This is a genomic window from Microcoleus sp. B9-D4, from assembly GCF_036705105.1.
In the GTDB taxonomy this organism is placed as follows: domain Bacteria; phylum Cyanobacteriota; class Cyanobacteriia; order Cyanobacteriales; family Microcoleaceae; genus Microcoleus.
Genome location: NZ_JAUBTS010000034.1, coordinates 1 through 21731, shown reverse-complemented (window position 1 = coordinate 21731; position 21731 = coordinate 1). Strand labels below are relative to the sequence as shown.

The following is a 21731-nucleotide window of genomic DNA, read 5'->3' as shown; positions in this document are numbered from 1 at the left end:
AATCTCTGCACTTCACCGTAAAATTACTTACTCTATCCCATCTAAAATTTTAACTCTAAAATCGATTCACCGAAGTTGAAAAACCCGGAATATTAGTGCGAGCGTCCCGCTCGCGAGTTGCAGTGCGAGCGTCCCCGCTCGCGCTGCAACTCGAAAAATTATGATTCCGATGAAGCGCGGAAACGATATCAGTCGTGTTTAATTCACACTTTAAAAATCACAACTATTTTCAGTAATATAACTGAACTCAATATTTTTTTGTTCGCTCAAACTTGGTGGAATTATCCATCTGTGTCAGCGCCGAGGGATTGGCATCGAAATTAAAACTCTACCGCTCAACTTCAAGATTTATTTCTTTTGACACTTGACTCAAACAAGGTGTTATGATGGGAAATATAAAAAAATAGTCTTCATAAGTTTGAGCGCTGACTACAATGATGCAAAATCTATTGAAACACGTGCGGGAATTGCAGGGACATATTGAGCAACTACCTGTAGATAAACAGGCGATGTTAACAAGCACTGTCGAGCATTTGTCCGCATCTTTACAAGAATTGGCTGCAGAGTTTCAGTCACTTTTGTTGTCTAAACAAGCCCAAGTCAAGTTAGAAAGAATTAACAGCAATTTAGAGATTAAAGTTGCCCAGCAAGCTGCTACTATCAGACATTTAGAGCAGCAGTTAGAGCAAAGCCAGATGCTGTACAAAAGGGTGACTCAGGCACTGACAAAAGGGGAATCCAGACTGCAAAGTCTCCTGCGAAATTCTTCCGATTTGATGACAATTCTCGAAGCAGACGGACGCATCCGAGACCAAAATTCGATCGCAGCAGAGCGGATGTTAGGCTACAATCTCGAACAAAGAATTGGCGAATTCCAAGACGATTTGATCCACCCAGACGATCTACCTGTTTGGCAAGCATATTTGGCCAAATTACTCAAACAGCCAGGGATTGCACCGCCTGTAGAATATCGGAAACGGCACGCTAACGGTTCTTGGGTGTATTTAGAAGTCATTGGTAACAATTTACTCCACGATTCCAGCATCAACGGCATAGTCATCAATTCCCGCGATATCACAGAGCGCAAGTTCTCAGAAGCAGCTTTGAAAAAATCGCAAAAGCAAATCGTTAATATCTTAGAAAAAATCACAGACGGCTTTTATGTGCTCAACCGCCAGTGGCAGTTTACCTACCTCAACGCGAAAGCAGAGCAGTGCTGGCAAAGAGGGCGTCAAGAACTTATAGGTAAAAATATTTGGGATGAGTTTCCTGATACAGCCGACACGATTTTTTTCAAGCAGTTTTACAGAGCGGTATCTGAGAACGTTAATGTTAAATTTGAAGGATATTACCCGCAGCTAAATATTTGGTTTGAAGTCGAGGCTTATCCCTCGGAAGAAGGTTTGTCGGTGTTTTTTCAAAATATAACCGATCGCAAAAATGCAGAAAACGCACTGCGAGCATCAGAATCGCGCTACCGTATTCTCTCGCAAATGACTTCAGATTTTGCCTATTCTTTTAAAGTATTGCCTGACAATACCTGGGCCTGCGAATGGATGACTGAAGCTTTTACTAAAATTACGGGTTATACTCCCAAAGAAATCGCAACTTCCGGCGGTTTACAATTCGACTGCATTCATCCCGACGACCTAGAAATGCTGCTGGAACAAATGCAGCTTCGTTCATCTAGCCGCAAGGAAGTAAGCGAGTATCGAATTGTCACCAAATCCGGTGAAATCCGGTGGCTGTGGGATTGTCGGCAAGTTGTGTGGGATGAAGTCGAGAACCGCGCTGTCGGCATTTATGGTGCTTGTCAGGACATCACACAACACAAGCTGGTAGAGGCTAAATTGTGCGAAACCAATCAAGTTTTACAAGGCTTAATTAAAGCTTTGCCGCTGGCAGTTGTCGGGGTTGATAGTAATGCTTTGGTCACGGTGTGGAATTCTGCGGCGGAGCGAGTTTTTGGCTGGAAGGAGTCTGAGGTTGTGGGGGAGCTTTTGCCGATCGTCCCTAGCGATGAAAACGTAGATTTTAATGCGATGTTTCAGTCAGAATTGGCAGGGGAAGCGCAAGTTGCTAGGGAATGTCGGCGGCGGCGGAAAGACGGTTCATCAATTGATGTCTGTATTTGGACTGCACCGATGCGAGATGCTGAGGGCTTGACTTCTGGCACTATCAAGATAGTTTCTCAGATTTCAGAAGCAAACGGAATGGAGGAAAATATGGGCCGGTTGCAATCCCGCAGAAATCGACTAGAACCATTTTGGGCGCGTTATGTCAAGCTTCCTGCGGGAATTAAAAATTTACAAACAACCTGAAACCAAAGTCTTGTGGGGTGGGCACTCTTAGCCCGCCCCAAAAATACAATTTAGATGCGGGACACCTTAGCTTCACGTTTTTTAATCTTCGACTTGCCGAACAGCCATGCGTTGCAGTGGCAGACTGAGTATGCTGGAAACTGTCAACAAGTAAGATAGAACCGTGGTCAGCTTCAGACTTGCCAACAACCAGTTGTCCTCCGGCAGAGGCATCTTTAGGGCAAAGACAGACATGGAGTAGACTATTGAGTAAACAAAACTCATCTTAATCAGGATTTCTTCGCTTAAAGTGCGATCGTCCCTTGGCTGCGATTTGCGATCGCTCAGCAAAATTAGACCCGCAATAGAAGCCACACAAGAAACCATAACGAGATAGTCATGCCAGTTAAGCTCAACCATTTTCAAACTTCCTTGATATCCTAATTTTTAGAATCTGACATCAGTCTAAAGGATAAGTTTTCCCAGTCAAAACAATAGTTACAAATTGACACAGCGGTAGTTACAAATCTCAATGAAAAATAATCGCGATCGGCAGCCACAGGCTCGTTTAGTCAGCCGCCAAGGACAATTTCCCTTAAATATTGTCAAGTTGGGAGTACCTCGCCTGCATTTTGCCGACCTCTACCACAGGCTGCTAACTCTTTCTTGGCCACAATTTTTCATGCTCATTTGTCTCTCGTATACAGTCACGAATTCTTTATTTGCCTTAGCTTACTTGGCGGGAGGAGATTGCATTGCTAACGCACGGCCGGGTTCTTTCCAAGATGCCTTTTATTTCAGCGTGCAAACAATGGCGACGATCGGCTACGGCGCCATGTATCCGCGCACGGATTACGCTAATACTATAGTCGCGATCCAAGCGCTTTTTGGTTTGTGGGGAGTAGCGATGGTGACGGGACTGGCTTTTTCTAGATTTTCTCGACCAACAGCTAGAGTTATCTTCAGCCGCGTAGCTGTGATCGCTCCTTTCAACGGCGTTCCGACTCTGATGTACCGCACGGCCAATCAGCGTTTCAACCAGATTTTAGAAGCGCAGCAGCGAGCTACTTTGATCCGTGACGAGGTAACAGCGGAAGGAGAATTTATGCGGCGTTTTTACGATTTGCAATTGGTGCGAAGTCACTCTCCGGTTTTTGCGTTAACTTGGACGGTTATGCACCCAATTGATAAGAGCAGTCCTTTGTACCAACTTACTGCTCAAGACTTGATGGAACAGCAAGCAGAAATTGTAATTACCTTAACAGGAATTGACGAAACTGTTTCGCAAACTATTCATGCGCGACATTCTTTTGTGGCGTCTGAAATTATGTGGAATATGCGGTTTGTAGATATTCTTTTGCAATCGGCGACGGGAGGGCGGGTGGTTGATTATACTCGGTTTCACGATGTGCAGCCGGTTGAATGAAAGTTGTGAGTATAATAGTGCTATAGCAATCCTAAATGATTCGTGTAATTATTGTAGGGGCAAACCCCCCGTGGTTGCCCCGATGCAGGCTGGGGTAGGCACGGGGAGTAGGGGTAGCACTACCCCTACATATTTTTACAAATGATGCGAGGATTGCTATAGAATACCTGTATAGCAAAAAAAAGTTAATATTTATGAACTCAATAACTGCAAATACCACACTCAAAGAATTGCAACCGCAACTCTTGGCTTTAACTCCCGAAGAAAAGGCTCAAGCTATACAATTCCTAGCCCAAACTTTAAGCAACTTTTGGCCGGGAATTCAAAAGACTCCCGGTGTCATGGGCACAGAAGCCTGTATCCGAAAAACTCGGATTCCTGTTTGGCTGTTGGTAAGTTATCGCCGTCAAAGTGCCACCGATGCTCATATTTTAGAAGGTCATCCCGATCTGAGTGCCACAGATTTGGTGAATGCTTTTAGTTATGCTGAGGCATATCCTGATGAGATTGAAAGAGCAATTAGAGAACAGGAAGAGGCATAAACTGTGGCAGATATTTATACCTCGATCGCACAAAGCATTAAAACTGAAATATTTTACTATTTTACCATTTTTAATCAGGCTTTTATGAACGGGCAAGATGCCCGTTCCACAAAGAATGAATTTCTTGTGGAACGGGCATCTTGCCCGTTCTTGAAAATGGTACAACATCTCAGTTAACATAAACAAAATACTCCTCGTACTATGCGAATAATTCATACTGCTGACTGGCATTTAGGGCGACGTTTTCGAGGGATCGATCGCACTTTTGAAATTGCGATCGCCCTCGAACAGATTTTGAAGCAAGCAAAAGCATTGGATGTCGATGCTGTGCTCGTTGCGGGCGACATTTTCGACGTGCCCAACCCTCCCGCTTACGCCGAACGCATTGCTTATAACTTTTTTTGCGAACTCCAAGCCGCAGGAATTCCCGCAATTGCGATCGCCGGTAATCACGATTCGGCATCCCGCATCGACAGCATCGCGCAATTGCTTTCCCTCGCCGGTGTGCGCGCTTTAGGCAAACCCAGGCTTTCCGCCGACGGCGGCACAATTACTCTTAATACAAAAAGCGGTAAACTTTGTGTGGGAGCCATGCCTTTTGCTTCCGAACAAAGACTGTTAGATGCTAATTCTCTCTGGCAGTCTGGCGATGCCGATCGCCGGAAAGATTACCGCGAAATCGTAGCATATTTACTCGAAGATTTAACCAGAGAGTTTAGAGATAATACGGTCAATATTCTCATGGGACATATGAGCATTGACGGCGCTCGCTTGGCAAAATCCGAAGTCGCTTATTACACGCGAGAAAAATACCTCCTCTCATCGCAAACTCTGCCGCCGGAAGCTCAATATGTTGCCCTCGGACACATCCACATTCACCAGCGGATTTCTGAGACTTCTCCCGCTTATTATTCCGGTTCCTTGATTCAGTTAGATTTTGGAGAAGCGGAACAGGAAAAAGGATTTTGCTTGATAGAAGTGGAGCCGGGAAGTCAGGCAAAGGTGGAATTTAAGCCTGTGGCTTGCCACAAGCCGTTAAAAGTGCTTAAATGTCATAACGACAATCTTGATGAAACTTTACAATCTCATCAGTATCATCCTGGTTTCTTGAAAGTAATTGTCGAACTGGACAGTCCGCAAATCGGACTTGCCGATCGAGTGCGCCAAATCTGTTCTCAAGCGCTGTTAATTGAACCGCGCTATCCAGATGCAGCGCTAGAAGCAACAGAAATAACTAATATCGATCCCAATAATTTCGATCCGGCAGCCGAGTTTTGCAACTATTATCAAAACCGATTGGGAACGACACCAAAACCGGCAGTATTGGAGGAATTTAAAAATTTGTACAAGAAGTTTAAGGAAACAGTTAACAATTAAATGCGTAAAAAGATACAATCCAAAATCCAAAATCTCAAATTTCAAATAGTTTTAAGACTGAAACCCACGCTTAATGTCGCTTGTAGTCGAGTCTAGATCCCCCTAAATCCCCCTTAAGAAGGGGGACTTTGATAATACTCTTGTCCCCCCCTTGTTAAGGGGGGTTAGGGGGGATCGGGAAGACTGTAGACCTGAATATAACAATCTAAAACCCCAAATCCCAAATCTAAAATCAGTATGCGTCCACTCGAACTTATTCTCGAAGGATTTACCAGCTTCCACCGCGAACAGCGTTTAGATTTTTCTCAACTCGATTTGTTTGCAATTACTGGTGCTACAGGTGCGGGAAAATCTTCACTGTTAGATGCCATGACTTACGCTCTTTTTGGCACGACAACTCGCAGCGGCAAACAAGTAAGTGATTTGGCAAGTCAAGGCAGCGAAAATTTAAAAGTGCAGTTGCGCTTTGCTGTGGGTTCGGCACAGTACCGGGTGACGCGAAGGTGGCGTTTCCGTCCAAAATCTCCCGAAAATAAGGTAATTTTGGACAACTGGCAAAATGGTCAATGGGAAACTTTGGGGACGAGTATCGTTGCTGTTCAAAATACTATTGAACAGATTTTAGGAATGGATTTTGATACTTTTACGCGAGCAATTGTTCTGCCTCAAGGCAAGTTTGATGAGTTTATTAAAGGGGATACTTCAAAACGTCGGGAAATTTTGCGGCAGCTAGCAGGATTTGAGATTTTTGAGCAGATGCGGAAGGAAACAAATGAACTCGCAAAGTTGCTGAAACAGGAACGGGAAATGGTGGAAAGGCAGCTAGCTGAGCTGAGTGCGCCGACGGCTGATGAGGTGGATCAAAGACGATCGCAACTTTTGATTTTAGAGCAGCAGTTGCCTGAGCTCGATCGCGCTGTGATGAAAGCTCAGAAGGCTCTAGATGAAGAGGAACAGCTATTTTCGCAAATCGCTCGCTGGCAAGAGTTACAACAACAACTGGCCCAATTAAATGCTAATTCCGCTGAAATGGAAATTTTAGCACAGCGTTTAGAAAGAGCGCAAGCTGCCAATCATTTACAGGGAGATTGGGCTTTAGTGCGATCGGCTCGCACTCAGTATGAAACTGCCGAAAGTGCCTCGGTGGCAGCGCGAAAGCAGTTAATTAAAGCTCGCTCTGAGCTGGCAGTAGAGCAGCAGCAACTTGACGCGGCAAAAGCCAAAGAAGAGGTGCTAGCGCCACAAATTAAGGCTCGTGAAGATGCTCTAGCTGCTGCTAAAGTATATGAAGAACAACGCGCTCAATTAGAAAAAGAAGTTGCGCTTGCCCAAAAAATTCAACAGGAAAAACTCCGCTTTTTCATGGCAGCAGATAAAGACCTGCAAGCTGCTAACACTAAAATTCAAGGTGCGGGTTTTCGAGTTACTCAAGCAGCGGCACAGCTCGCACAGTATGCGCCGGGAGGAAAGCGTTTAGAGCAATTACAGCAAATTTCACCCTTATTGATGGAAATTCAGCTAATTACCAAGCAGCAAAAGACTCAGCAAGCACAGTTGGATAAATCTATCGCCGATCACGAAAAAGCTCAACAGAATTATGTGGAGGTTGCCAGTAATTTAGAAACAGCCGAAATCCGACTAAAAGAGTGCGATCGCGAATTAGAAGTGGCCCAAACCGCTAATGCGGAAGCGGCACGTTTAGAGAGTGTTGCTGCTGTCAGAATGTCGCTGAATTCTGGCGATACTTGCCCGGTGTGTGGGGGGGTGCATCCTGAGAGCGATCGGCTCCCTCCTTTGCCCGATTCTAATATTGTCGATGTCGCTGGTTTGCGGCGGAAATTGGCGGTGGCAAATCAGGTTTTTCAAGATGCTCAAAGGTTGGTGGCTGAGGGAAAAAGTGCAGTTTCAGCCTGCCTGCAAAAAGAGTCTGAAATTGCTCAAATGCTCGAATTAACTGCGGATAGAGTTGCCGAATTACAGCAGCAAATCACTCAAGTTCTGGAAAATCCTCAGTGGGAAAGCTTAGGGTTGCAGCAGGAGTTGGCAATCCTTAAAGAGAGCGATCGCCAATACCGCGAAACTGAACAGCAGTTCCAACTGGCATCATTGGAATATGATAATTTTCAGGAAAGATTTAATTTGGCGGTGGCGACTCAAGCAGCTAAACAGCAGGAATATCAAGATGCGATCGCCGAATCAGACCGCCGCCAGCAGCAGTTGCAAAGTTGTGTAAATGCGCTTTATCAAATTACCGAATATCAACCTTATGCTAATTTAGCAAAAGTCTTAGAGCAAGACAAGCAAGACTTGGCAAATCTGCTAAAAGTTGCCGAAAAATCCTATCAAACTGCTCAAAATAAGGTTATTCAAGCCGCAGAGAGAGAGCAACAAGCTGGAGAGACTTTTGGGCAAGCCCAAGCCCAGAAACAGCAGCTAAACCTGGATTGGTCAGCAAAATTAACGGCGGCTGATTTCACAGAAGAGACATTTTTAGCAGCGGTTGCGACTGTTAAGGAACAATCAGAATGGGAAAATGCTATTCGCTCTCACCGCGAATCAAAAATTCAGTTAGAGACGCGGGCGAAAGATTTGAGCGAGGCGATCGCAGGCAGAACTACGGATGAAAATACTTTAGCACAAGTGCGATCGGCAAAACATACCGCCCAAGAAAACCTCAAACAAGCCAACAACAACCGCGCCGAACTTTTAGCTTGGATTCAAGTAGCAGCCCAAAATCTCGAACAAGCCGAAAGACTGTCACAGCAAATCACAAATTTCACAGAACAAGAGCAAACTTATCACACCTTAGCGCAGAATCTCAAATCCAACGAATTTCAATCCTACATTTTAGAACATTTAGAAGCAGAATTAGTTGGAAGCGCCACATTAATTTTGCAAGAATTAACCGAAAATCGCTACAAACTAAAAAACCAAGACGGCGAATATTGGGTAGCAGATAATTGGAACGGCGGCGAAGCTAGACGAGTCCGAACCCTTTCCGGCGGCGAAACCTTTGCAACTTCCTTATCAATGGCTTTAGCTTTATCAGAAAAACTGTCTCAAGGATCTCACTTGGGTAGCTTGTTTCTCGATGAAGGATTTGGTACTTTAGATACCGAAACTCTCGAAAGCGTTACTCAAATTTTAGAATCTTTGCGCCAGCGAGACAGGCTGATTGGAGTGATTACCCACGTTCGAGAATTGGGCGAAAGATTGCCCGCACAAGTTAAAGTTTCCAAATCTCCGCAAGGTTCTAGAATAGAAGTTGAAAGAGTTTAAGTCTCTACTTTTTGCGATATATTGTAGTTTTTCTAGAATTGTGTTTCTTCTTCTGTAAAGATAGGAGGCCACAATTCTGAAACGGGCAATTCCCAACCGGGGAAAAGTTCTGGTAATGTTAAGATATCGCCATTTTGTAAAATTTGTGGTTCGCCAGCCGCTCGATAAATCTTCACTGTTTCTGCATCAGGATCGATCGCAATTCCGACAATCGCTCCGAGCTCAACAAACTTCAAAACCTTGGTTTCGATAGGCTGCGTGCGATCGCTTTGAGACTTAATCTCTACCACCAAATCGGGAACCAACTGTCCAAAATAACGCGGACTTTGGCGCAATCGTGCGGCGCGCACAAAGGAAACATCGGGCGCTTTGACGTTAGTATCTGGCATAATAAAGCCGCCTGCGGAGTCAAAAACTCGTCCGAGACGGCGGGGATTTACCCAAGCGAAAAGAAAGGCAATGAGACGGCTGCTGATTTCACTGGATACGATGTCAGATGGGCCCATAATTGAAAGTCTCCCGTCTTCTAGTTCAATTTGGTAATCTAAACCAGCTTCAGAAAAAGCCTTTTGAACTTGCTCAACATCTTTGACAGTAATCGTTGACATAGGAAGTCTCTCCTGTTATGAGCTGATATTTCATTTTAGCACGATCGCTATTTTCAATCTATAATTTAGTTAACCCCCCAAGCAACAAAATATTATATGAAAAATTACCCCACTAGAATGCAATCGGTGCAGTCGCCCATAATTCCCGTAGTTGGCGAACTGATTCGCCAAAATCCGGGAACAATATCTTTAGGACAAGGTGTAGTTTACTACAATCCGCCACAAGAATCATTTGAGAAAATTCCCGAATTCTTCGCAAATCTCGACAATCACAAATACAAAGCCGTGGAAGGAATTCCACAATTACAGGATGCAATCGCAGCCAAACTAAAAACAGATAACGACATTGAAATTAATAGTAAAAACTGCATTGTCGTTACCGCCGGCAGCAACATGGGATTTACCAACGCTATTCTCGCTATCACTTCGGCGGGGGACGAAGTTATTATCCAATCCCCTTATTATTTCAACCACGAAATGGCGGCAATTATGGCAAATTGCCGACCTGTGATAGTAGAAACTGACGCCAACTATCAACTTAATCTCGATGCTATAAAAAAAGCAATTACCGACAAAACGCGAGCCATAGTTACCATTTCACCAAATAATCCCACTGGTGTTGTTTATTCAGCCGAAGCACTCCGAGAAGTTAACGAAATTTGTCGCCAGCACAACATCTATCACATCAGCGATGAAGCTTACGAATATTTTACTTATAACGCCGTAAAACACTGTTCGCCCGCCGCTTTTCCCAATAGCAGCGAACATACAATTTCTCTGTTTAGCCTCTCCAAAGCCTACGGTTTTGCGAGTTGGCGGATCGGGTATATGGTAATACCAGAACACTTGCTGGTTTCAGTGAGAAAGATTCAAGATACCATCTTAATTTGTCCGCCCGTAATTTCTCAGTATGCAGCCCTGGGAGCCTTGCAAGTTGGTAGAGGTTACTGCGATAATTACGTAAGGGCGATCGCATCTGTGCGACAACTCGTATTAGACGAACTCAATAGCATCCAAGGTTTGTGTACAATTTCCCCGGCCGCTGGAGCATTCTACTTTTTCTTGAAAGTTGATACTGAAATCGATACAATGGAATTAGTAGAAAAATTAATTCGCGAATATCACGTAGCGGTGCTTCCCGGTACAACCTTCGGCATGGATAACGGCTGCTATTTGCGGGTGGCTTACGGTGCTTTGGAAAAAGCAACCGCCACCGCAGGTATTAGGAGATTAGTTAAAGGTTTGAAGACAATTTTAAACAAGTAAAATAGGAAAATTAAAAATGGTTGCCACGAACTTGAAAGCAAATACAAATATTCAAGATACCTCCGCTGCAAAATTGGCAGACTTGCGCGATTTGATGGCAGACTACGACTTAGATTGCTATTACATCCCAGCGGTTGACGAACACTTAAATTTATCAGTTCCAGCAGCCAAGCAGCGGCGAGCTTGGATGTGCGGTTTTACGGGTTCCGCCGGCGATTTGTTGGTTGGCAAAGATTCCGCTTGGTTGTTTGTGGATTCCCGCTATTACGAACAAGCCGAATTGCAAGTCGATACTGGAATTATTCAAATATCGAAACTCGGCTTAGAAGGAAATTTAACCTTAATTGAAACTTTAGAAAAACTGGCTGCAGAATCGGCAGAAAAATCAAGGAAAATTCGCCTTGGTTTTGACCCATTTACCGTAGCGACAGAGCAATATCAAAATTGGGTGAAAAAATTTGCAACGGCGGAGATTGAGCTCATACCAATCCCGGAGAATTTGACAGACAAAGTGCGATCGCAAACTCCTTGGCAAACAGCAGAGACTTTACCCGCGATTGATGCAGAACCCATATTTAGCTTACCTGCATCCCTGACAGGAGAAACCGCAGCCGAAAAATTAGCCAGAGTCAGGGAAGCGATGCAAAAAGCCAACATTGATGTGCTTCCGATTACCAACCTGAATCAAATAGCGTGGCTGTTCAATCTCCGAGGCTCGGATATTCCCCACATTCCCATTTTCATATCCTATGCCCTTGTCACCACAGATTCAGCGTTTTTGTTTACAAATCCCGAACGAATTTCGCTAGAAATCAAACAAGAATTGCGGGCGGATGTAACTTTGCTTCCCTACGCCGACTATCCGCATACATTAGAAACTTGCGTAAATTTGCCACATAAAGTTCGGGTACTTTTAGACCCGAAACACAGCACAGCAGGCACGTACCAGTTAATATTAAACCATCAAGAAGCACAGTTTTACAACATCGAAATAGTTTTTAAGTCACATCCGGTAGAAGGGATGAAAGCTCGCAAAAATCCCGTAGAAATTGAGCAGATGAAATCAGCCAATTTTAAAGCAAGTCGAGCGAAAACTTTGACTTTAAAGTGGTTGACAGAACAGCTAGAAAATGGTAAGGTAGTTACCGAGTTTGATGTAAAAGAAAGCATCGAAAATTTTTACCAGCAAGAAACTGATTTTCAGACTTTAACTTTTAGAACGATCGCCGGTGCGGGAGCCAATAGCTCGATCGTACATTACGGAACCCCCAGCCCTGAAATAACGTTAAAACCGGGGGAACTGCTGCTGCTTGACTCAGGAGCGCAATATTTAGCAGGTACAACCGACGATACGAGAACAGTAAGTATCGGAGAACCGACGGCGCTACAAATAGAACACTACACAACAGTCTTAATCGCGCACATCAACTGTGCAATGCAGCAATTCCCCAAAGGAACAACGGGAACGCAATTAGATGCGATCGCCCGTGCGGTATTATGGCAAGAACAGCTAGACTACGGACACGGTACAGGGCACGGAGTCGGCGCGTTTTTAGCCGGTCACGAAGGGCCAAATGGCATCAGCAAATCTGTGCAGTATCCCCTGGAAGCGGGAATGGTAACGAGCATCGAACCGGGATATTACGAACCGGGATGGGGCGGAATTCGCATCGAAAATCTCTATGTTGTCAGGGAAATGCCATCCAAAAACGGTACCGTTTGGTACGGATTTGAATCCCTGACGTATATTCCGTTTGAGCGCAAATTGATAAATGTCGATCGACTCTCAAAGACTCAACTCGCATGGTTGAATAATTATCACGCTTCGGTAGTCGAGAAACTGGAACCCGTACTTGATGCAGCAACAATTGAATGGTTGAAAAAAGCCTGCGCTGCGTTAGGTTAAGCCTTGTAATTTGTCGCACATTTAACTTGTGCACCTATTTTTCGGGAAACTCTTGTGGGGTGGGCAGGCGAGCCCGCCCCAAAGCTACAAAATAGCATATATCAGATAGGGACACGGCACTGCCATCTCCCTACTGTTACCTAGTTACATAGTTACACTTCTCAGGATAAAATCACCTACTGATAAATAGCTAAAACTATTGCTATAGAATTTTAGGTTTTCAGACAATTAGGTGATTTAAGTCACAGTCTATGCAGAGGACTACTGTTAAATTCATAATGATAATTACCAAAAACAAGGGGGGTTAAGTTTTGTGAAAGCAGAATCAGAAGTATCTATTCCTTTTGCCATATCTATGTTTTTAGATAAAGAATTTACACCTGATGATGATACGCTAAACTATGAATCCTATAAAAAGCTAGGTCTTACTTGTGGTAAATGTAGAGAACTTATCTTTTTTAAGCCAGGTAGAGAGAGAGTTTCTCACTTCTCTCATTTCAATGAGACAGGCCAAGGTTGTGAGTGGAAAACAAAGAGCAATGCCAATACCAATACACAACATACTGACTCAGAAAGTAGAGAACAAAGCTTAGAAAAGTTCCAGAATAAATTTAAAGGGATTATTGAACGAGCCATAATCCAATATCAAAAAATCTCATCTTCTCAGCTTCTTAGTCAACAAATAGAGGAGGGTAAAAGGTTAGTTGCTGAATATAACATTAATATCGAGGCGTGGCTAAGGTGGTTTAAGGGAAAAATAAACAGAAAATATGTTAAAAATGTCGCAGTCTCTCTGTATCAAAATAATGAGTTATTATCGGAGGAAAATAGTAGAGTTCTTTTAAATTTACTTGATTACTTGTGCGTTCCTGCTAGTGAAGATGTTTTGAGATATCTCCTTTATTATGTAGTTTTTTTGTTGAATAAGAAGATAGCTGTTAATAAGGATTTCGAGGAAGTTTGCTCTAAAGTCATTGAAATAATAAGTTTTGCTGATTGGGAAAAAGAATATAAACGACCACAAGAATTGGTAGAGCGGCAAAGACCTAAGCCTATTAAGTTGGACGGTGCAAAAGTAGCACAGGGAACTGTAATATTTAGGTCGGTAGTTGGTACTACTCCTTTATTAGCTTGCTTAGAACCATCGGGTAAGGAATGGAAGTTAATAGGACTTCCGGTTAAAGTGCCAGAGTATGACCTTGCGAGGTATGTAGTAGGTAATCTCAGTCAGAATCAAGCTATTGCTTATCTGCATAGGGAAATTGACAGACTCAAAAATCAAAACAAGGTAAATAGTCTAAAGCTTATTGCTAGGCTAGAAAACCTATTAATTCAGGTAGTACAAGGGAAAAAGTTAAATCCAGAGAGTTTGCGAGAATCTACTGTAGTAATCAGGAAATATTTAGACAAAGCAGAGTTCAAGTATAATTCCTTGTATACGGATAACTACTATAGGAGTCACACGTTAGCAGATGTTTCCTTTATTCAAGAATTGGAGGCTAAAAAATTAACATACAGGTTTATTTGGGGGAGTGAAAGAGGTATAGGGCAATCAGAGGTATCTAGGGTTATTAAATGGCTTAAGAGGGTTCCCGCTCGCTTGGGAAAACAGTTTCCTATTAATTTTCCTAGCTTTGAAGAAGTCCGGGATTATCTACTAAGTATCTTTGAATTTGAAAACGTGGAGTTAATTATCAAGCAAGAGAGAGGAATTTACAGGGAGATATACATTGAGATCTACTATGAAGGGATGTTACAAAGTAGACAGCTTTTAGATATTACAAGTCAGATATCAAAGGACACAAGAGCGGGCAAGGTTTCTACTAAAGTATCTACATCGATCCAATATGTCGGAGATAGCGAGTTCTACAGTCTATTAAGGTGTACGAGTGCCGATCGGCAATTAGTGCGGGAAGCTAAAAGCCAACTTGAAAAAATAGTGCAAAAGTTTCTAGCTGCTAATCCGGCAAGATTTACGGGCGCAAACAAAGTATCAATGCCTACCTCAGTAGCAGATATTTGTGGATTTGGTTCTACTGCTAAGTCAATCAATCAAGTAATTGAAACCTTTAAAAAGTTCTCTCGTCCCTTTACTTCTGAATCAGAGGTGGGTAAAGGACAATTGATTAACTTGCAAACACTGCAAACCTACGATCAACACAACGTTACTCAGCTACTTGAGTTAATGACTAAGAACTGGAAACACTGGCAAAAAAGCAAGGATGAAAAAATAGAGTTAGGGGGGCAACTCTTCCATAAGCCCGATCCGGGTAAGTTAATGTTAGTAGTTCACAATCTACTAGATGAACAACCACATTTAGACACTTTAGTTTGGAGGGACTTGATTGATGTATTCTACCAACTGTCAAGATTGTCGATCGGTTTCAGGTGTGAGAATGGGGTAGTGCTAACCCCACATCACTTTTATGAGTCAGGTGTGGAAAGATGGAGTCATCGAATAAAGGTACAGCTAATTGATTTATTGCTAAAGGATCAATCAGCTAAGCAGTTACAGGCTGATAAAATATTGAAAGATGCTGAAGATTTAAAGGATAAATTAGCAATCGAGTCAGCAATCAATCTAGTACGAAAAACAAAGCAGGGAGGTATTGAAGGTTGGTTGCAGATGTCAATAGCTACCCTATATGCAGCGCTTGAAAAAGTAGACAGTAAATGGGAATCTAAAGTGAGTGCCGATGTATTAAAGCACCTATCTGCATTACATGAGGCTCTGTCAATATCAGAAGAAATAGAGGCAAGCTAGAAACAATTAGTTAGGGTATGATGTGGTAATCTACCCTAGCTCTTTCTACTAAAGTATGAAGCCTTTGACTTAAGTCAGTAAAAAGAATGAAATTTAGTAGATGTAAACAAATAAAACAGGTATATACCCTACTAGATAGCCAACCAGCTCTAAATCCCTATCTAGCTTAGCTTTACTTCGCACTTTTTAGAGACTACTAAGATAGGACATTATATCAGAAAGCCGAGCTTTAAGAGCTTAGTTGGGTATGGGGTTCTAGACCCACTTCATACCTAAAAATAAGACCAAGGCTCGAAGTTTCATCAAGCCTTGGTCTTATCAGTAAAGCTGGTGACAGGATTTGAACCTGCGACAGGCTGATTACAAATCAGCTACTCTACCAACTGAGTTACACCAGCAGTGAAACTTAATATAGCAAACTTATAGTGCTCAGCGCAACCCCCCCAGCCAACTTTTTTTTCAAATTGGCTCAAAACCCCTCCCCGCAAGGGCAAAACCGGAATTCTCTGCCCGCTGCCCACAGCCCACTGCCAATTAACTAATCGCAGCGCCAAATCTTAATCGTCTGATCCGCACTGCCGCTGGCGAGCAAATTGCCCGAAGGCGCGATCGCCACCGAGTACACCGTACCCGAATGTCCCTTAAGACTGGTCAACAACTCCCCCGTCTGCAAATTCCAAATATTAATCGTATTATCATCGCACCCGCTAGCCAAAGTCAAACCGTCCCCACTGATAGCAACCGACTCGCCCCGACTCACATAATTCTGCAAAATATGCACCGCCTCATTCGTTCCTAAATTCGTTACACCCTTTCCCCTCCCAGAATTAGTATTTAAAATCCGCAACAAACTGCCCGTATGCAAATTCCGCAGCTTAATCGTATAATCATTGCTGACGCTAGCAAGAATCTGACCATCCGGCGCGATCGCCACAGAATTCACCCCAACATTCAACCCCGAAAGAGTCCGCAGCAACTTGCCACTTTCCACATCCCAAACCTTACTCGTCGCATCCGAACTGCCACTCGCCAATATTTTACCGTCCGGGCTAAAAACCACCGCATTCACATTGTCAGAATGACCCCTCAAAGTCCGCAGCAACTCACCACTCCGCAAATTCCACAGCTTAATAGTATTATCAGCGCCGCCGCAGCTAGCAATTACCAAGCCATTCGGGTTAATCGCCACCGAATTCACCTCCATAGAATGTCCCGGAAAAGTACACAGCAAATCGCCGCTGTGCAAATTCCAAAACTTAATTGTTTCGTCCGAACTGCCGCTGACCAACATTTTTCCGTCATAGCTAATAGCAACCGAATTTACGCGATCGGAATGTCCCGTCAGAGTGCCAATTAATTCCGTTGTTTCTAAATTCCAAATCTTAATAGTTTTATCCCAACTACCGCTAGCCAAAATTTTGCCGTCAGGGCTAATCGCCAGAGAATTCACAAACGATGAATGTCCTGGCACCGTATATACACACCGCCATTTCTGATGTTTTAATTTGTGAGCTAATTCCTTCACCCGCTTAGCTGCAGCCTCAGATTCCTGTCTGCGTTTGAGTTCAGCCTCCTCCAAACGCTGGCGTTCCGCCCTAGCTTTCGCCTCTCGCAGCGCCAGCCGCCGCATCTCTCCCTTAGAGACTATTCGCTGCTGCTCCTGAATTTCTTTAAGAGTTTCAATATACGGTTTGGCCCAATCTTTAGAAAACCATTCTTGAGCAAATTCCGCCTCTAAATTAAATAGTTGAGGTTCGTGAGTAAAATCGATATTTAAATAATACAAATCAGCTAAAAAAGCCGCCAATAACTTGTGAATAGTCACAATTATTTGCCGAATAATCCGCAGGCTCAGCTTTTTATCTTTCCCCTCCGCCTCCAACTGGTGATAAACCTCTTCCCAATTCCAAGGCTGCATAGCTACTAGAGAAACGCTCTGATTGATAACTCCCCAAAAACCCACATGAAAATTAACTTCATAATCGCTGATATCGCTGTACAGTATAGCTGTCGGTACGGGAGACAACACAGTCTGCAACCGCTCCACATCAATATCAGAAATGGATTTTTTGAAATAGTCTCCGTAAAACTGAACCGGGCACAACTCTCCATGGGGGGGGTAGTGCTGGTTCAAAAAAGCTCTTAACTTAGCCGGCAGCTCGATATTCAGATTGTGGCGAAACGAATCGGGGCAATCTTGGCTAATTTTTGCGGGAGCAACTAACAGCAGCAATCGGTGCTGCTGCTGCTGCAAAATCTGTTCAGTTTCCTGCCTGCTCAAATTAGAAAACCAGTTGTCCTTGTCCCAAAGAGTTTGAATTTCGCTCAGCTTAACTCGAATTGCTTCTGATTGAAACTCCCGCATTAAGTCGCGGCAAAGTCGGCTAATTGCCCGCTTATCTCTTACTTCTTGTGCCTTAATTCGATTAGCTCGTTCTTCCTTTACCCTTTCTTCTGCGTCGGCGATCGCGATTAATTCTTGTTCTCTGGCCTGCTGCCGCTGCAAATATCTTACTTGTGCTTTAATCCAGCGGGGGTCTTTTTTGATTTGCTGGTTTAAAGCTGAAGAACCAGAGGGCTCAATTTCTGCATAGCGTTCGTTGACAGCGCTTGCTCCCAATCTTTCTCCCAATTCAGAGGCTACAGGCTTCAACAGTTCAATTAGGGTGTCTGAGACTGGGCGGGGTAAGGACATACCAGTTAAAACTTTTTCTTACTTAAGGACGATCGCGCGAGTCAGGCATATCTCGCTGGGGCGGGGACTCTTGGCAGGGCTATTAGATTTGGGCGATCGGCCGATCGTAGTCGTAAGGCGTATCTTGCAGGCGTATCGTGCAGCCGCGCCAGCTTAGCACCTTAACTTAATAATAATATTTATTTATACACTTTACATTTTACCCCGAATCTGACTCAAAAACACCGACGGAAAAGACTTCAGGATATGCGATCGACCCTGAGTTCCCCCAATTTGTTTTTTTTGTTGCCTTTTGACTCGCTCTTGTCTATAATCGTACTTCACAACCATAATTACGGTATTCCGACCTAAGAACCGTACTTTATCTAGAGGAACAAATATAATGACCCCGTGGCAACGCCTAACTCAACACCTTTACTGGCAGCAACAGCGATCAGCCAGCACAAATCAATCATTTACTGCCATGAAAAGATTTGTATCGCTATTTTTAGTGGGAATAACTTTAAGTCTAGCCGTTGCATCCTGCGGCCAGGGAACCACAAACAACCCCGCAGCCACTCCAGGCGGTGCTAGCCCAGCAGCCAACAAAGGCAACGTAGAATTAACCCTAGTATCCTTCGCCGTCACCAAAGCGGCCCACGAAGCGATAATTCCCAAATTCGTAGAACAATGGCAAAAAGAAAAAGGCCAAACCGTCACCTTCAACCAAAGCTACGGCGGTTCCGGTTCCCAAACTCGCGCCGTAATTGACGGTTTAGAAGCAGACATCGTACACCTAGCCCTCGCCCTCGACACCGCAAAAATCGAAAAAGCCGGACTCATTGAGCCCGGATGGGAAAAAGAAGTCCCCAACGAAGGCATAGTCAGCAAATCCGTAGGAGCAATAGTCACCCGCGAAGGCAATCCCAAAGGCATCAAAACCTGGGAAGATTTAAGCAAAGACGGAGTAAAAGTGATTACTGCCGATCCTAAAACATCAGGCGTTGCCCGCTGGAATTTCCTCGCACTTTGGGGTTCGGTTGTTAAAACCGGAGGAGACGAAACCAAAGCATTAGACTTGACTACTAAAGTCTACAAAAACGTCCCCATCCTGACTAAAGACGCCCGCGAAGCCACCGATGTATTTTTCAAACAAGGGCAAGGCGACGCCTTAATTAACTACGAAAACGAGATTATTTTGGCTGGTGAGAAAGGCGAAAAACCGACTTATAGTATTCCCGAAGTCAATGTTTCGATCGACAATCCCATTGCCGTTGTCGATAAAAACGTTGATAAACACGGTACTCGCGAAGTCGCCGAAGCATTTGTCAAGTTTCTGTACACCCCAGAAGCTCAGCGAGAATTTGCCAAAGCAGGCTTCCGCCCAGTAGATGCGACAGTAGCGGCGGAACCAGAATTTGTCCAAAAATATGCCCCCATCAAAACCCTATTTACAGCTCAAGACTTAGGAGGTTGGGGAGATATTCAGAAGAAATTCTTCGATGACGGAGCTGTTTTTGACAAAATTCAAGGTTCAATTAGACAGTAGTGGTCGGGGCGGGTTTACGAGATGATTGGTTTTAGGCAATTATTATTGGTAAAACCCGCCCCTACAGCACTTATTCTTTCCCACTCAAAACTATTGACTTATGGCTGGATCATCTGCAATCAGTAACCCTCTATCTCCGATCGAAAATATCAAAAAGGCGATCGGCAAAATCACCTTACCTTGGGGAATCACCCTAGGCTACCTCAGCTTAATGCTATTGCTCCCAGTTGCAGCAATGCTACTGAAAGCCAGCACAGCAAACCCAGCCGAATTTTGGAAAATTGCCACCAGTCCGATCGCCCTTTCCGCCTACGATGTCACCTTCTTTACGGCATTAATTGCGGCATTAATTAACGGAGTATTCGGCACATTAATTGCCTGGGTTTTAGTCCGCTACGACTTTCCCTTAAAACGGATTGTAGATGCAATCGTCGATTTGCCTTTTGCACTGCCCACCTCCGTCGCCGGTTTAACTCTCGCCACTGTTTACAGCGATAACGGCTGGATTGGTTCGCTTTTTGCACCTTTGGGAATCAAGATATCCTTTACTCGATTGGGCGTAGGTATAGCGATGATATTTATTTCCTTGCCATTTATCGTTAGAACCGTACAGCCAGTTTTAAACGAGATGGAAAAAGATATCGAAGAAGCAGCTTGGTGCTTAGGTGCTTCTCAATTTGAAACTTTCTGGCGAGTAGTTTTGCCACCGCTATTTCCGTCTATTTTAACCGGAGTAGCACTCGGATTTTCGCGAGCGGTTGGCGAGTACGGATCTACTGTAATTGTAGCTTCTAACATACCGTTCAAAGATTTAATCGCCCCAGTATTAATTTTTCAAAGGTTGGAACAGTACGACTATGCAGGAGCAACAGTTATCGGTACTGTCATGTTAGGTATTTCCCTGGCAATGCTGTTCGCCATTAATCTCTTACAAGCATGGAGAAGACGCTATGACGGCTAATATCAATTCACCTGCTGATTACAAATTTCCGCCCGCAGGTTCTAGTCGGCGTCAGGAAAAAGCTTGGGTAAAACCAACTTTAATCGGAATTGCGATCGGCTATCTCGCTCTTGTCTTATTTATCCCCACTCTCAACGTTTTTTATCAAGCTTTCAGAAAGGGATTTGAGCCATTTTTGTCTAACTTAACCTCGCCCGATTTTCTGCACGCAGCCCAACTAACCCTGATAATTTCTCTGATAGTTGTGCCTATAAATACAGTATTCGGTTTGTGTGCAGCCTGGGTAATTGGTCGCAACAAATTTCCGGGTCGGACGCTATTAATTAGCCTTTTAGACGTGCCTTTTGCCATCTCTCCCGTAGTTGCAGGTTTAATGATTGTACTGCTTTACGGTCGGCTGGGATGGTTCGGGCAGTGGCTGGAGGCGGCCAATATTAAGGTTATTTTTGCCTTCCCTGGGATGGTGCTGGCTACTGCCTTTGTTACCTTGCCTTTTGTGGCCCGCGAAGTAATTCCTGTTTTGGAAGAAGTGGGAACTGATCAAGAAGAGGCGGCGAAAACTTTGGGAGCAAATGACTGGCAAATTTTCTGGAATGTCACGCTTCCCAGTATTCGCTGGGGATTGCTTTACGGAGTAATTTTGACCAATGCTAGAGCAATGGGAGAATTTGGAGCCGTCTCTGTGGTGTCGGGAAATATTGCTAAAAAAACGCAAACTTTGCCTTTGTTTGTAGAGGATGCTTACAAGCAGTATGCGACGCAAGCCGCATTTTCTGCTGCGGTAGTTCTAGGTCTTTTAGCAGTTGTTACCCTCGTGCTTAAGGAGATTTTAGAACGAAAAACTAGGATAAAAGAAGTTGAAGAATAGTCAATCGATTTTAGATTTTAGATTTTAGATTGACTTGCGCGAGATAAATTCGGGGGCTTGAGGATTTTCGATTTTCGATTTGGGATTGATTCCACGGATAAATCACGTGGCGGGTACCATCAAGAAATTCCTGGGTCATTAGTCATTAGTCATTAGTCATTAGTCATTAGTCATTAGTCATTAGTCATTAGTCATTAGTCATTAGTCATTA

Annotated in this window: 15 protein-coding genes and 1 tRNA gene; 12 read left to right on the top strand and 4 right to left on the bottom strand. The window is 43.8% G+C overall.

Translation table 11 applies throughout. The features are described 5' to 3' along the window. Positions 1-434 precede the first annotated feature (434 nt). Complete coding sequence (locus QUB24_RS19750) at positions 435-2321, top strand: PAS domain S-box protein (RefSeq protein WP_333154864.1); 1887 nt, start codon at positions 435-437, stop codon at positions 2319-2321. 81 nt (positions 2322-2402) lie between these two features. Here the strand turns inward: QUB24_RS19750 and QUB24_RS19745 are convergent, their stop codons facing one another. Then, positions 2403-2720 (bottom strand): hypothetical protein, encoded by a 318-nt coding sequence (locus tag QUB24_RS19745; RefSeq protein WP_333056746.1) that lies wholly within the window; start codon positions 2718-2720, stop codon positions 2403-2405. Between the two features lie 112 nt (positions 2721-2832). On the opposite strand from QUB24_RS19745, the gene QUB24_RS19740 reads away from it, so the two are divergent. The 5 genes from QUB24_RS19740 (at position 2833) to QUB24_RS19720 (ending at position 8924) form a co-directional block, all read left to right on the top strand. Beyond that, positions 2833-3726, top strand: coding sequence for an ion channel (locus QUB24_RS19740; RefSeq protein WP_333154863.1), 894 nt, complete (start codon positions 2833-2835; stop codon positions 3724-3726). Positions 3727-3920: 194 nt separating this feature from the next. Further along, complete coding sequence (locus tag QUB24_RS19735; RefSeq protein ID WP_333154862.1) at positions 3921-4268, top strand: DUF433 domain-containing protein; 348 nt, start codon at positions 3921-3923, stop codon at positions 4266-4268. Positions 4269-4271: 3 nt separating this feature from the next. Further along, positions 4272-4445 (top strand): hypothetical protein, encoded by a 174-nt coding sequence (locus tag QUB24_RS19730; RefSeq protein ID WP_333154861.1) that lies wholly within the window; start codon positions 4272-4274, stop codon positions 4443-4445. Positions 4446-4469: 24 nt separating this feature from the next. After that, complete coding sequence (locus QUB24_RS19725; protein ID WP_333154859.1) at positions 4470-5645, top strand: exonuclease SbcCD subunit D; 1176 nt, start codon at positions 4470-4472, stop codon at positions 5643-5645. A 237-nt stretch (positions 5646-5882) separates the two neighbouring features. Continuing rightward, positions 5883-8924 (top strand): SMC family ATPase, encoded by a 3042-nt coding sequence (locus QUB24_RS19720; RefSeq protein ID WP_333154858.1) that lies wholly within the window; start codon positions 5883-5885, stop codon positions 8922-8924. Positions 8925-8956: 32 nt separating this feature from the next. On the opposite strand, the gene QUB24_RS19715 is transcribed toward QUB24_RS19720, so the two are convergent. Continuing rightward, the gene (locus tag QUB24_RS19715; RefSeq protein ID WP_333154857.1) at positions 8957-9532 is read right to left on the bottom strand and encodes a Uma2 family endonuclease; all 576 of its coding nucleotides are present in this window, start codon (positions 9530-9532) and stop codon (positions 8957-8959) included. A 96-nt stretch (positions 9533-9628) separates the two neighbouring features. Here QUB24_RS19715 and QUB24_RS19710 point away from each other — a divergent pair, with 96 nt between their 5' ends. From QUB24_RS19710 to QUB24_RS19700, 3 genes are all read left to right on the top strand, one after another. Beyond that, entirely contained in the window at positions 9629-10798 is a 1170-nt protein-coding gene (locus QUB24_RS19710) for a pyridoxal phosphate-dependent aminotransferase (protein WP_333154856.1), read from the top strand. Between the two features lie 16 nt (positions 10799-10814). Then, positions 10815-12704 (top strand): aminopeptidase P family protein, encoded by a 1890-nt coding sequence (locus QUB24_RS19705; protein ID WP_333154854.1) that lies wholly within the window; start codon positions 10815-10817, stop codon positions 12702-12704. Between the two features lie 313 nt (positions 12705-13017). Continuing rightward, on the top strand, positions 13018-15468 hold the full coding sequence (locus QUB24_RS19700; RefSeq protein WP_333154853.1) for a hypothetical protein: 2451 nt from the start codon (positions 13018-13020) through the stop codon (positions 15466-15468). Positions 15469-15793: 325 nt separating this feature from the next. Here the strand turns inward: QUB24_RS19700 and QUB24_RS19695 are convergent. Continuing rightward, positions 15794-15866, bottom strand: a tRNA-Thr gene (locus tag QUB24_RS19695). 140 nt (positions 15867-16006) lie between these two features. Next, positions 16007-18163: a WD40 domain-containing protein gene (locus QUB24_RS19690; RefSeq protein WP_333154851.1), complete on the bottom strand. Its 2157-nt coding sequence runs from the start codon at positions 18161-18163 to the stop codon at positions 16007-16009. A 382-nt stretch (positions 18164-18545) separates the two neighbouring features. On the opposite strand from QUB24_RS19690, the gene QUB24_RS19685 reads away from it, so the two are divergent. The 3 genes from QUB24_RS19685 to cysW all read left to right on the top strand — a co-directional run bounded on the left by QUB24_RS19685 (position 18546) and on the right by cysW (position 21520). Then, a complete protein-coding gene (locus tag QUB24_RS19685; RefSeq protein ID WP_333154850.1) occupies positions 18546-19691 on the top strand; it encodes a sulfate ABC transporter substrate-binding protein in 1146 nt (381 codons plus the stop codon). 100 nt (positions 19692-19791) lie between these two features. Next, a complete protein-coding gene (gene cysT / locus QUB24_RS19680) occupies positions 19792-20652 on the top strand; it encodes a sulfate ABC transporter permease subunit CysT (protein ID WP_333154848.1) in 861 nt (286 codons plus the stop codon). Next, entirely contained in the window at positions 20642-21520 is an 879-nt protein-coding gene (cysW, locus tag QUB24_RS19675; protein ID WP_333154846.1) for a sulfate ABC transporter permease subunit CysW, read from the top strand. Before cysT ends, cysW begins: the two co-directional genes overlap by 11 nt. Positions 21521-21731: the final 211 nt, after the last annotated feature.